Annotated in this window: 16 protein-coding genes; 11 read left to right on the top strand and 5 right to left on the bottom strand. The window is 42.8% G+C overall.

Annotated features, from left to right (window positions below):
- Positions 1-282 precede the first annotated feature (282 nt).
- From NE536_RS21595 to NE536_RS21585, 3 genes are all read right to left on the bottom strand, one after another.
- The gene (locus NE536_RS21595) at positions 283-645 is read right to left on the bottom strand and encodes a DUF6232 family protein (protein WP_014615471.1); all 363 of its coding nucleotides are present in this window, start codon (positions 643-645) and stop codon (positions 283-285) included.
- A gap of 159 nt (positions 646-804) precedes the next feature.
- Entirely contained in the window at positions 805-1,122 is a 318-nt protein-coding gene (locus tag NE536_RS21590; RefSeq protein ID WP_014615473.1) for a hypothetical protein, read from the bottom strand.
- Positions 1,115-1,777, bottom strand: coding sequence for a ParA family protein (locus tag NE536_RS21585; RefSeq protein WP_014615474.1), 663 nt, complete (start codon positions 1,775-1,777; stop codon positions 1,115-1,117). Before NE536_RS21585 ends, NE536_RS21590 begins: the two co-directional genes overlap by 8 nt.
- 563 nt (positions 1,778-2,340) lie before the next feature.
- Here NE536_RS21585 and NE536_RS21580 point away from each other — a divergent pair.
- The 4 genes from NE536_RS21580 to NE536_RS21565 all read left to right on the top strand — a co-directional run bounded on the left by NE536_RS21580 (position 2,341) and on the right by NE536_RS21565 (position 5,606).
- On the top strand, positions 2,341-2,892 hold the full coding sequence (locus tag NE536_RS21580; protein WP_261273973.1) for a DUF2913 family protein: 552 nt from the start codon (positions 2,341-2,343) through the stop codon (positions 2,890-2,892).
- 417 nt (positions 2,893-3,309) lie between these two features.
- Complete coding sequence (locus tag NE536_RS21575; protein ID WP_102464168.1) at positions 3,310-3,726, top strand: SRPBCC family protein; 417 nt, start codon at positions 3,310-3,312, stop codon at positions 3,724-3,726.
- Positions 3,719-4,153 (top strand): transcriptional regulator, SarA/Rot family, encoded by a 435-nt coding sequence (locus NE536_RS21570; protein WP_171311291.1) that lies wholly within the window; start codon positions 3,719-3,721, stop codon positions 4,151-4,153. The genes NE536_RS21575 and NE536_RS21570 overlap by 8 nt, the downstream gene beginning before the upstream one ends.
- A 514-nt stretch (positions 4,154-4,667) precedes the next feature.
- Positions 4,668-5,606 carry an NYN domain-containing protein gene (locus tag NE536_RS21565; protein ID WP_248373144.1) on the top strand — a complete coding sequence of 313 codons (939 nt, stop codon included), beginning with the start codon at positions 4,668-4,670 and terminating at the stop codon, positions 5,604-5,606.
- Between the two features lie 360 nt (positions 5,607-5,966).
- Here NE536_RS21565 and NE536_RS21560 read toward each other — a convergent pair whose 3' ends face one another.
- The gene (locus NE536_RS21560; protein WP_012592976.1) at positions 5,967-6,365 is read right to left on the bottom strand and encodes an H-NS histone family protein; all 399 of its coding nucleotides are present in this window, start codon (positions 6,363-6,365) and stop codon (positions 5,967-5,969) included.
- 452 nt (positions 6,366-6,817) lie between these two features.
- On the opposite strand from NE536_RS21560, the gene NE536_RS21555 reads away from it, so the two are divergent.
- The 6 genes from NE536_RS21555 (at position 6,818) to NE536_RS21530 (ending at position 11,669) form a co-directional block, all read left to right on the top strand.
- Positions 6,818-8,692: a ParB/RepB/Spo0J family partition protein gene (locus NE536_RS21555; RefSeq protein ID WP_261273972.1), complete on the top strand. Its 1,875-nt coding sequence runs from the start codon at positions 6,818-6,820 to the stop codon at positions 8,690-8,692.
- A 141-nt stretch (positions 8,693-8,833) separates the two neighbouring features.
- A complete protein-coding gene (locus tag NE536_RS21550; RefSeq protein WP_012592978.1) occupies positions 8,834-9,079 on the top strand; it encodes a type II toxin-antitoxin system HicA family toxin in 246 nt (81 codons plus the stop codon).
- Positions 9,076-9,414, top strand: coding sequence for a type II toxin-antitoxin system HicB family antitoxin (locus NE536_RS21545; RefSeq protein WP_012592979.1), 339 nt, complete (start codon positions 9,076-9,078; stop codon positions 9,412-9,414). The genes NE536_RS21550 and NE536_RS21545 overlap by 4 nt, the downstream gene beginning before the upstream one ends.
- 18 nt (positions 9,415-9,432) lie before the next feature.
- Entirely contained in the window at positions 9,433-9,777 is a 345-nt protein-coding gene (locus tag NE536_RS21540; RefSeq protein WP_012589048.1) for a hypothetical protein, read from the top strand.
- A gap of 570 nt (positions 9,778-10,347) precedes the next feature.
- Positions 10,348-11,328 (top strand): ArdC family protein, encoded by a 981-nt coding sequence (locus NE536_RS21535; protein ID WP_012592928.1) that lies wholly within the window; start codon positions 10,348-10,350, stop codon positions 11,326-11,328.
- Positions 11,329-11,393: 65 nt separating this feature from the next.
- Positions 11,394-11,669 carry a hypothetical protein gene (locus NE536_RS21530; protein ID WP_012589045.1) on the top strand — a complete coding sequence of 92 codons (276 nt, stop codon included), beginning with the start codon at positions 11,394-11,396 and terminating at the stop codon, positions 11,667-11,669.
- Here the strand turns inward: NE536_RS21530 and NE536_RS21525 are convergent.
- The gene (locus NE536_RS21525; RefSeq protein ID WP_080517150.1) at positions 11,666-11,857 is read right to left on the bottom strand and encodes a hypothetical protein; all 192 of its coding nucleotides are present in this window, start codon (positions 11,855-11,857) and stop codon (positions 11,666-11,668) included. The two genes, NE536_RS21530 and NE536_RS21525, sit on opposite strands and share 4 nt — an antisense overlap.
- A 165-nt stretch (positions 11,858-12,022) precedes the next feature.
- Here NE536_RS21525 and NE536_RS21520 point away from each other — a divergent pair.
- Positions 12,023-12,702 (top strand): tyrosine-type recombinase/integrase (locus NE536_RS21520; RefSeq protein WP_483414585.1); only part of this gene is annotated, 680 nt, incomplete at its 3' end.

Raw genomic sequence — 12,702 nt, 5'->3', positions numbered from 1 at the left:
ATTGGCAGTGAGATAAAGCTGGTTTACTTGGGGTATACCCAAACGTCATGCCTTTATAACTTACTGATTTTACGCTTAACGTACAAAACCGTACCGTTAGGATTCATCCACCTTTTTGCTAACTTTACATTTTTGGCGCGTTGGGCAAATTTAGCCTTAAGGTTAATTTCGAGGGGATGGGCACAAAACCCCTAATTTGCAAGAGCACCTGACTTTAACGTTTACACCAGAACCTCCGAAATTTCTGCTCTCTGAGACAGAAATGGATTTGACCGGGTCGAACTAGCCACGATAAACAATTGCTTTATTTAACGCGTCAATAACTTGATTGAGATATTCTTGTTGATAAGTTTGCAAAGCTCTATTCTCTCCCGATGATGTTTTCAGTATCACCGTGTAAATAGTTTTCTGCTTTGACATAATATATACAGCTAACGGTATAATAATAAAGCCTACAAGATACGATTCATTCATTATGAAAATCAAACCTACGATAATCGCGATGATTCCAGCTAGTCGATTTGGGTCTTCTTTGTGTGGTTTAACTGAGGTGACATTACTCATCGCATAAGTTTGATTATTGGTTAAGAATCTTGCATTAGTTACTTTCACATCATCGTATTCAAAAAAAATTATTTCTTCCATAAGTAACTCTTTTTATTAATGTAAATTGGGTGATTTTGGATGTCGAGATCTATTGTACGTATAAGACTATACTTTATTGTTACAACCTATTTAACCTATTTAACCTATTTAACCTATTTAACCTATTTAACCTATTTAACCTATTTAGGTTTAAATAGCTTACCTACCAGATTTAACTATTCTTAATAAAACCTCAAACATTTCTGGACTATCTTTTGCAATAACCTTTACGGCCTCAAATCCCAACCTAACTGCTTCTGATTGATTTAGCTTAACTCTCTTTCCCTCAGTATCTTTAATGTTTAACGCAAACTCGATCACATCTTCCATTGCTTCTAAATCGTCTTTGGTACAACTAATAGTTACAGGCTTAGTTTTTACCCCTGATTTAGGTCTTCCTCGTTTTAAGACTTCAACATTTTCAGCACCATTTATAAAATTTTCACTCAGTTTATTATTTGATGTAGGCTTACGCATTTTTTAACACCTCAGAAATCAACCAGTTTATTTCTGAAGCTGCTTTTTCATCTGATTTACTGTTTGTTTTTTCTTTCCATTCCTTAACACCATATCCATAGCCGAATCCGTCCCTATGTCCTTTTCTATCGCAAAGCCTTACATTTGCTAATTCCATTAATTCAGTCCCCTCAAGTAGCTCTGCGGCTTTATCCGCATCTTTCAAGCTAGGAAGTGTGGGGCACATATTTTGGACTAAGAACCCATTAAGGCCAGGATTCATAACTTTGGCCTGTTCAAACATTTCTAATAAATGAGGGATGGTATCTAAGTCGGCTTGAGATGGACGAAAAGGAGAGATCAAAATATCAGCAACAACCATAGCCGAACGCATCTCAATAGAATCTCGACCTGCTACATCTACGACTAACACCCCGTAACGTTGATTCAAGTCCTTTAACGTAGTTGCGATATTGCCTGTAGCTGAAACACAGTTAACCGTTGGGAGATCTTCCAATTCAGATCTATATTGATGCCATTTAGACAGTGATTGCTGTTTATCTGCATCGACAATACATACGTCTTGTCCTGAGTGAGCAAGTTCTACAGCGATAGAAGCTGCAATAGTGCTTTTCCCTACACCACCTTTTTGAGCGCCAACTAAAATAATAGTCATCGTAAGTTACTCTTTGATTGATAATGAATCCACCTTACCATTAAAATTAAATAGCGTAAATAGCGTAAATAGCGTAAATAGCGTAAATAGCGTAAATAGTGTAAATAGCGTAAATAAGATAAACTTGTCATATCAAAAATATTAATACTTTGGCATAGCCCTCATGTGGAAAAGCTAGGACAGAACAGCACTGCCCCCAGCTTTACCACAATCAGCCAGATTAACATTTGCGGTGGTCGTAAGTTTGCGCTCCGCGCTCAATAAGTTTTTTCATTTTTTCTTTACAAGAAAAGCGCTAAATGTTCATTTTCGCGGTCTATTTACCATTATGGTTATTGTGCGCAACACGTTATGACCACTCAATCAATATCACTGTTGAACGGCTTAAAATCACAGGTTTACTGCCCCTGAAATACTAAAAAACCAACTCTCAATAATTGGTCAATTTCACTACATTGGTTGTTCAGCTAAAAATAGCCCTTAAAGGCTCAAAAGGGTAAAATGACTCATCCATCTCTGACTTTGGTATATACAGCGTGAACTCTCGCTATGATTTTTGTGATGTGCTCGATAACGCACTGATACACCTTTATTTGACCGTGGCAGAAACAGCACGTTTTACCCCTAAAGCAAAGCGTAATGACATTTTGGTTCGCTACCTAAAACCAATGATAAAAGATAAGCGCTATCAACAAGGGAAAAAGGAGATAAGGAGCCTAATATCGTTAGGGCGTGTTGCCTCGTATGATTTGGAATCTAAAATTGTTGGGCTTTATGAACTGTCGCAACATTATGACCAGCAAGCGACGAAAGCGAAACAGTTGTTTGACTTGTTGACGTGTATCGAAACAGAGTTAGCCCTCCCCACTCGATTTCTAAATATTGCCGATAACGGGGTTAAATTACCCAATACCATTTACATGTTGCAAGAGCATATCGAAAACGGATTTACTATAGCGGGTGAGCAGGTTGCACCTGTATCACTGTTTTTAGAGTCAGATAAGGTAATAGACGTAGTTGATTTAGTGAATGCCACAGACTTGTTCTTGGCTGAAATACAGCAGCATAATGTTGACGAAAAACAAGGTCATATTTTGCTGCACCCTAAAAAGTAGGCATATGTATTGAGCGTCAATTAGTCTGTCCGAGTAGTTACAAGCTGACACTTTGCAAAGTTTGAATCAGTTCTCTAGAGATTTGATTCATTCTAGGGTAAAAAAAGCCCCGTTGGAAGGAAGAAACGGGGCGAGATGGGTCTGTTTTAATGCTCGCGTGAATCAGTCTGGTGTAGAGTGATTCACTGACTCATTTTTGGACAAAACCTTGCCAGCGCTTTTACTAAATTAGAAAATAATGAATAACGACAGGTACGGTAAATTGTTAACTTCGTTCCCATTTTAAATGTCTATAGACAAGAGTTATTAAGCGTGCACTCCTACCTCCTATTCAAATACACTTACTTGCTCTTGCAAACATGCCCATAACAAAATATAGTAAACCAGTTTACCAACTTCCAATCGAGATGGAACAGAATGATTTTTGAAGAACGTATTTGCATTGAAGCCTCACCTCAAGACATATATTCGTTATATACCGATGTCGAAAATTGGAGTCAATGGGATAAAGAAGTTGACTACTCTCATCTCATGGGAGAATTCAAGATCGGCACTAAGGGTATTCTGAAGCCGAGTAATGGACCTAAATCACAGATTGTAATTGCAGATGCTATACCAAATAAGCACTTTACTGTAACAAGTAAACTACCATTCTGCGTTCTATCATTTGAGCATCATTTGCAGGTCAATGGAAAAGTAACTCAAGTAATTCATAGAGTTAAGTTTTCAGGTTTAACTAGTTTTTTGTTTGGGAAAATCATTGGAAAGAAAATCTATAAAGGTCTACCGTCTACTCTTGAAGGACTAAAAAAAAGGGCTGAACACAATGTTTAAGCACGAACTCCCTTCGAACAGCGTAGGTCTACAGCTCTGGGTTGTTTACAATAAATGGCATTCAGAGGTAATGAAGCACCTCAAGCCTCTAAATATTAATCATACTCAGTTCGTTATACTCGCCTCCATACTATGGTGTAACAAGAATAAAAACAAAACAACACAAGCAGAAATAGTCAATATCACTGGCTTGGATAAGATGACACTATCCAAGTCGATGAAGACTCTAGTCGCTAATGAGATCATAATTAAAGATAAAGACGTTAGAGATACACGTAGTTTTTCGCTCAAACTCTCGAAAACTGGAGAATCTCTAACGAAAAAAGCCATCGCTCAGGTAGAAGAGTTAGACCAGCTATACTTCGAGAGCCTACAAGACCAGAGAGCAATATTCACTTCTCTGCTACTAGGCCTTAAAAATAGTTAAGCGAAAGTAAGGCAAGTTGCAGGATTTGAAACTGAGTTCAATCCCTCTCTGGCTCACTTTGGGGCAAAGGTGTTTTTGCCGTGATCAGCTTCAGCATACCTCTGGACAAAAGCTTTCTTAGGGTAATAATTTAAATTAGAAAGGTGTGGATAACTTTTGATATTGAAAAGTCGCTTGAACGGGTATCCAACCTTATTGGTACAGATTAAGTTCAATGACAAACACTTAAATAAAGTTGCAAAAAAGTCTGCGATTCGCTATCTTCTATGTACAACTTACCCTTTTTCCACGCGCGGCGATATACAGACCCCTGGAGCTGGGCGAAAAAACCGACCTTTGAGTCGGTTTTTTCAATTTTAAGCTATTGATTTCAAGAGTTGCGTACCGATTGCAACTCTTGTATACTTGCACTACAACTTACCCTTCTTCCACGCGTGGCGACATACAGACCCCTGGAGCTGGGCGAAAAAACCGACCTTTGAGTCGGTTTTTTCAATTTAGGGCAAAAATAAACGTGAAAACAAGAATATATATCGACGGTTATAACCTCTACTTTGGTTGCCTCAAAGGTACTCCTCACAAATGGCTAGACCTAATTTCTTTATCAGAACGACTGTTAGCACGCTCAGGGGAACGAGGTTCTGTCCTAGATGAGAAGATTGGAGTTAAATTCTTCACGGCTGAAATATCCGAAAAAGCAGCATCTGACAACACTTCTCTCAACGATCAGCGTTCCTACCACCTAGCTCTGCATATCCACTGCGCATCACGCCTCGAAACTATTAAGGGTAGCTATGCGATTGATAAGACAAAGTTCCCTTGCGTCGAAAAAGACGATAAAGGAAATGAAAAACAACCTAGAGACTCACAGCGCGTAAAGATCTGGAAGCTAGAAGAGAAGCAAAGTGATGTGAATGTCGCAATTGAAGCTGTCTACGACGCAATCACTGAACCGGATCTAGAACAGGTTGTATTTGTAACCAATGATACCGACATAGCACCGGCACTAAGTAAAATACGCGCGTACAATAAGTTGCAGGTTCGAGGTGAAGTGAAGATAGGCCTTATCGTACCAATCAAAAGCAACGATGACTCCAGACGAGCTAACAAAAGCTTGAGTGCACTTGCTGATTGGACAATTCATCATATTACAGATGAAGAGCTTGCTGCATCCCAACTACCTTGCAGGCTACCAGCGAAAAGGTCAGCCTTTAAGCCTATTGGCTGGTTCAAATATCCAGATAGAGTACACGAGATACTGGAGATCCTTAGTGACAGACAAGTCGCTAAGAGCATTCCTGCCGCTTGGAACTGGTTAAGCAAGCCTCTACAACAGGTCGAAGGTCTGCCCAATTTGAAAAGTCTACCTTGCGACTGCATGGACGACGAAGTAGCCCTTGAAACCATTCGCCAGCATGCCATTGCCTATGCAAAATTTAAAAAGTCACTCTAACATTGAACACATTTCCTACTAGGCTTGGCTTTTCAATAGTGGCAGTTCCATAGTCTTCACTTCCAGTTGCCCCTTCTATTTCAATGGCCTCTGGTTGTTATAGTTTGCCATTAGTACAAGTTATGGCTAACTGAGCTATCAAATGTGTGTTGAACTTGCAGCGGTAACTCACAATGGGGCAAAAGCAAGTTAGCCCGAGGCCAGCGCAAATGACGAAATTTGGCGCGTGAACCAGACAAGGCAAGCTTGGGTGATCAAGGTCTGCATCATTACAATCTAAAGCAAAGCCCGTAGGCCGCTAGTGTCTAATTCGCGCTATTGCGTTTGTCTGGCGCGGGTGATTACTTTAGCTGCGAGGGGTTAATTTTTTTGGACGATAAGGAAATCGCTTAATTCAAAACCTTCATCGATCTCTTTTTTTAACTCTGTCGGCATACGGCCTTGGCCTGTCCAAGTCAGCATTTCCCCATCAACTTCAATCTGATATTTTGCAGGGCGAGGTTCACGCTTTTTCTTCGGCATTGTAACGTGATTTAGGTCTTCTGCACTTAATCCGAGTTCGAGCATCTTGCGCTTAATCTCATTGAGCTGTGCGTTACGTTCAGCGTTAAGATTAACGGCCTCTGCTTCTTCTTTTTCTCTCGTGTCGATTAATGCGAGTAGCTTCTCTTGAAATGAGTGCAGTTCAGTTAATGCTAATGTTGATACGGCGGCTTTGAATTTACGGGCGTGGGTTAACGTGCTGATAAAGTCCGTCATTGAAAAGTATCCTTAATGAGAAGTGTCGGGGAGTATAAAAAATTAGGCTTAAAGATCAAGTTTAAATAGCGCGTTACCTCCGGTCGGGCTTTTCGCTGTGCTCTCGCGATAACGTGATCCACTCATGGCAAGCAAGCCGTGGCGCTACGTTCCTGCTTGATAATCCCTAACGCAACCACCAAGCCCCAAACCAAAGCAAACATCAACGTCCTAAAGCACTGTCCGGTTGCTTGCCGGCTAAAGTGTGCGTAAGCGTGCGCTTCTCTATCGCTTGTCATCGTTTCCCTGTTAATACCGTTCACGTCTGCGCTGTCACTTCTAATCTGTCTCATGTCACAACCTGCCCGCCAAGGGAGGCTTCGCCGCTGCGCGCCCTTGTCTGTCAGAGCGTGAAATGAGTCAGGAAGTTAGGCGAAGACGAGAACGATATTTAACTGACAGGGAAACTAGCAATGACAAACTCAATTCAAACGCAAGCAACGCACACTAAAGCCGCCATTTCACCGACCAGCCACAAGACTAAAGCAGGCTCAAACAAGCCCGATATTGTCCAGAAATCCGTAAAGGCGAGCAATGCTGTGGTGACGTTGGCCGCTACAACCAAGCCAGTGTTAATGCAGTTACCGATTAATCAATTGGTGCTGTCTGATTTGAACGTGCGTAAAGGGGATGCGTCTAAAGCTGACGATGAACAGTTGTATGCCTCTATTTTGGCGCATGGCATTTTACAAAATTTGTTAGTCGAGCCTAAGAATGCACAGGGTTTATACCCTGTGTTGGGCGGTGGCCGCAGGCTGAAACAACTGATTAAAGCGGTTAAAAATAATAAGTTGAAACCTACCTCGCTGGTGTCGGTCAAGTTACTGACTGTGGATGAAGTGGCGAATTTTGCGACCGAGCTATCTCTGACTGAAAACTTCATGCGCGCCAATATGCACCCAGTCGATGAATTTCACGCATTTGCTGAGATGGTGAATAAGGGCGCTAGCATTGCTGATGTGGCGGCGCGGTTTGGTGTCAAAGCGAAGTTCGTACAGCAGCGGATGAAGTTAAGCATGGTCGCGCCGGTCGTGCTCGATGCGTATAAAGCGGGGAACGTGTCACTTGATATCGTAATGGTGTTTACGATTGCCAGTGTCGAAAAGCAAGCCGAAGTGTGGGAGCTGGCAGGTGATAGACGTTACAACGAAAACCAGTTCCGCAATATGCTTAAAGATGCCGCTGTGGATGCAGAGCATTATCTGGCTCAGTTCGTAGGCCAAGAGGAATACGAAAAGGCGGGTGGGGTTGTGACCTCAGACTTGTTCAGTGATGAAGTCTACCTTGATGATAGAGCCTTGCTTGAGACGTTAGCGACCGCAAAATTGGAAATCGAAGCAGCAAAGTTAATCGCGCGTGGCTGGAAGTGGACACAGATAAAGTTAGTTTCTGAGTATGATGAACTTGCAGGGTTTGGACGTCTTACCTTAAAAGAGGGTGAGTATGAACCCGCTGAAATGGCGCTAGCGGGGTGTTTGCTAGTGTTAAAAAGTTATGGTGAGCCTGTCAGTATCTATATGGGTTTGGTGCATAAAGACGACAAAAAGGCACTGGCACAATTAAAAGCCAGTGTGCAATCTGGCTCATTGAATGATGGTGATGTGAAAAAAGTTGAAGAGAAGGACGTTAGCGGCTATTCGGCGGCACTCAATGAGGACTTACGGGCGCAGCGTTTGATTATCACGAAACATGCGTTAATGAGTGCGCCAACGGTGGCGCTTGATACGTTGCATTTCTCTGTCTGTGTAAGCGCGTTCACAGACTCACGTTATGGCAGCCGTCCACTGCATATCAGCGTTAACGACACCACTTGCCATCCTAAAACGGGAGCGCTCACGGATAACAAAGCGTTGCAGTTAATTGAAGAGGTGAAGACCAGCCTAAATTTAACGTGGGTTGAACGGCCAACGGTCGCTGAACGCTTTAACGCTTTTTGCGCCCTCGATGTAAAAGAGAAAGAAAAGCAGGTGGCTTACGCCACGGCTTCCATGCTTGAGGCATCCATTGATAATAGCCATGCCGCCGCTGAGGCCGTTATTTCGACCCTCGATGTGAAATGGTCTAACTACTGGCGACCTACGGCAGAAACCTTCTTTAAGCGCGTGAGCTTGTCTTGTTTAATTGATATGGCTCAGCCTGTCATGGGTGAGCAGTGGGCATTACAAGCCGCCGCACTCAAGAAAAAGGATTTGGCCATGCAGGTTGATAGCTTAGTCAACGGTGAGCGTAAAGGGCTGGACGATGCTCAAAAATCTTACTTTGATGCGCTGATGCCAGCAGGTTTTTAACCCTCATACCGATGCTGATTTACCCTGAGCTATCAGGGTAAATCAACGTCTAAGCAGAATAAAAAACAAACTAAGTGCAACTGTATTTAGTTGCTATCATGGGGCGGTTTGATATAATGTACCTATCTTGTCGGGGGGATTATGACTAAAACGGATAAATACCTAATAAAACTCAAATCGGCCAAAACGCTGACTTGGAATGAATTAACGGGTGCCTTAAAAGCATTAGGTTATAAGCAAGTTGAGGGTGATGGTTCGCGAGTCAAGTTTGATAACGGTGTTCCGAAAGAGTTAATTAATATGCACAAACCTCACCCTAGCAATGAACTAAAGGCTTACGCATTGCGTCAAGTCAGAGACAAATTAACCGAATGGGGAAAGCTATGATGCACAATACAATGACATTTAAAGGGTATCACGGCTCAGTTGAAATCAGCCCTGATGATGATATTTTGTTTGGGCAGGTGTTATTCATTTCACCATTAATCAACTATGAGGCCGAAACCGCTAAAGGCTTAGAGAAAGCCTTTCAGGATGCCGTTAATGATTATCTTACTGACTGTGCGCAACAAGACGTGACGCCTGAAAAGCCTTGCAAGGGTTCGCTTAACATTCGATTAGGCCATGATTTGCATTTAGCGGCTTCTGTTGCAGCATTTCAGGCATCAATGAGCACAAACGATTTTATCAAGCGTGCCGTTCAAAAAAGTGTCGGTTCATAAGCAATGAGGGGCGCTATCATGCCAATCAATAATATCGTTAGTTGTACCCGTGAACTTAATCGCGCTGATTTTTCCTTTATGAATCTGTTTGGTGGCCATCACTATCCGGTGACGATGAGCTTTCTGCCCTCTGGCGCGGTGACTGTGGTTGTCGCGGGGGCGCGGTATCGATGCCAAGCAAACCAAGTGCAGCGCGTGCTTGATGAGTCTGGGCTTGAGTTTGAGGGCTTTGCTTGTTTTAAATATTTGATTGAGGCGGGTGAGATCAATTTTCATATTCCCGAAGATGTTCACGAGCAGCTTAAAGTGCATCCAGAGTTTAAAAAATACAGCATCATCAAATCCGTAGATGAAGACATGTGAGTGCGGTGATAATGACCGCAAACCTAGTCCTCAATATTCCCGCAAACGGCGAAACAAGCGGCGGCTACGCCGCCCTTTAGCGTTTATCTGATAATACCCCTTAGCTAGCTTGGAAAAGTGGCGTGGTGGTTAATCTATTCATTCTGAGTGTCTATTGGCTGCTGTGGCGCTATGTCATCTAAACATAACTGATGAACTTGGGCGTTCCCTTCGGTCGGGCTTTTCGCTTCGCTCCCCGCGATAACGTGATCCACTGATGGCAAGCAAGCTTGCCGTGGCTCTACGTTCCTGCTTGCCAATCCTTAACGCAACCACCAAACCACCAAACCGCCAAGCACAGTCCTACTCACTGCGCGGCAAGTGTGGCTAAGCTGGTCGTTCATTTCGGCATCATGGCCGCTCCTGGTGCTATCCCTTTCGTTTACGCTGCCGTCTTATCTGTCGCTCACCACAACCCGCTTGCCAAGGGTTCGCTTCGCCGCTGCGCGCCCTTGTCAATCAGAACGATGGCGAGCGAACAGGACGTCAGGCGAAAACGAAGATGATAGACCCCAAACGGAGCAAGCAGCCATGACACACTCAATCACTACCCCAGCAAGCCACACTAAGCCTTTCAATGAGCAAGCCAGCTTACAAGCAACAAGCAGGCTCTCCAAAGACGATATCTCAAAAAGCAAAACAAAAAGTAAAAGTGCAAAAGCATTTAAAAAAGTGGATATGTATGAGGCTGTCACTAATAAAATTATTGAGGCGTTAGAAAAGGGCGTTAAGCCTTGGGTGTGTCCTTGGGTTAAATCATCAAGGGGTAATGGATTGCCGATTAATTTTGATACTAAAAAATCCTATAGCGGTATTAATGTTTGCTTACTTTGGTTTGCAGCGTTTGAGGCGGGTTTCACATCAAACCAGTTTTTGACCTATAAACAGGCGCAGTCATTAGGCGCACAAGTTCGCAAAGGTGAAAAAGGCACCAATATTATTTATTACACCAATTGGGAAAAGGAAAACGCCGAAGGGGAAAAAGAGAATATCCCTATGATTAAATCCTTTACGGTTTTCAATATCGAACAAATAGAGGGGCTAAATATTCCAGAAGTGGCCGCTATTGAAGAAGGTTCTATTTTTGAGTCGTTAGACCATGTAGAGATTTTTTTAAAGAATACTGGCGCGAAAATAACAGAGCAAGGGGCCAGCGCATTTTATCGCCCCTCAACAGATTCAATCACTATGCCGAGCCGTGGCCGTTTTTCAAATCATTGTGATTTTTATGCTACAGCCTTGCACGAATTAACACACTGGACAGGCGCCAAACATCGTTTAGATAGAATTAAAGGTTCTCGCTTTGGTTCAGATGATTATGCCTTTGAGGAATTAATCGCAGAAATAGGCGCAAGTTTTTTAATGGCTGAATTAAATGTTGGCGGTGACGTTCAGCATGAGTCCTATATAGCCAGTTGGCTAGACAGATTAAAAGGGGATAAGCGTTATGTATTTAAGGCCGCAAGCGCAGCATCTAAGGCGCATCAATTTTTAATGGGTACGCAAGTATAAATCTTATTATAAGCGCCTGATGAATATTAGGCGCATTTGTAGCGATATTATGGAGGTGATTTACAATGGCGCATTTATTTATGTTAGGTAAAATAGCATTGACTCAAGGTGTCAATAAATTGGTCAATGGTGATCATAGTTTATTGCATCCATTTTTAATGCTGCATGTTAAAGGCCAATGGGGTGATCTATCCGAAGATGATAAGCAGGCAAACGATGAAGCATTAAATCAAACGGGTGGCCGCTTGTTGTCTGCTTATAATTTGCCACAGGGTAAAATTTGGATCGTGACCGAAGCGGATAGAAGTAGCAGCACCGTTTTACTACCAAGCGAATATTAAGCCGCCACGCTTGCAGAGAACGCACTCATTGAGTGCGTTTTTTTTGCCTGTAAATCCCGCGATACTTTTGCCGCTTCATACGGCAGCCGCCTAGCAAAAATCGAAAATCCCCCAAAAAACCCTAAAAAATGAAAAGTGCAAAACCCTGGCAAAATAGTGAAGTTGGAACCTTGAAAATAAGACCACACCCCACGCTCCAAGGGGGTGGTTGTTTGTTGAGTTTAGTGCATTGATTTAAATGTGTTTTATTGTTTTTTTGCTCAGTGAAATCTAATGCATTTTTTACGTGTTTTTAGCCCGAAAATGGTTCGAAAACACCTCATGAATGCCACCTTACTGAACGAGGAAAACCTATGCCGAGTATTAAACTGCAACAGTCAATGATAGATAATTTACCCACACCACAGAAAATAACGGTGTTTTACGATAAATATTTTCCCGCTTTTTTTATGCGAGCCTATCCCTCTGGTATTCGGTGTTATTACGTTCGTTTCCAGTATCAAGGCTTGCGACAACTTCATGTTATCGGCAATGCAAATGATATCACGCTCGATGATGCGCGACTTGAGGCAAGAAAGCAGATAGATGCGTTACGTTATGGGGTGGTGCGTGAACCCGCACCCTCTCTTACGCTCTGTGCGTTCGCAGAAGAGTTTTTTCCAAGATATGCCCGTCATTGGAAGCCCTCAACATTACTCAATAGCCAGCGTGGTTTTACGCGGCATATCGCCCCTGTGTTGGGTGATGTTCCGCTTGCAGCGTTGACACGACAACACATAGAGCAGTGGTTTGATGGTATGCATGCCTCGAAAGGCATGGCTAATCGCTTGTTGCCGTTGTTGTCGGTAATGATGCAGCAAGCCGAAGTGTATGAGTATCGTCCAGCGCAAAGTAACCCTTGCAAAGGCTTTAAGCGCTATAAGTCTACGCACAGTGAGCGTTATTTATCTGAGGAAGAACTCAAGCGGCTATGGTTGGCTTTAGATAGCCATGAAAAAGCGTCCCCCGTTGCGGTGATGGTCTTACGGTTACT

Origin of the sequence: Shewanella septentrionalis, assembly GCF_025370265.1 — a bacterium.
In the GTDB taxonomy this organism is placed as follows: Bacteria; Pseudomonadota; Gammaproteobacteria; order Enterobacterales; family Shewanellaceae; genus Shewanella; species Shewanella hafniensis.
Note: the sequence above shows the minus strand (reverse complement) of the source record. Positions and strands in the feature narration are given on the sequence as shown.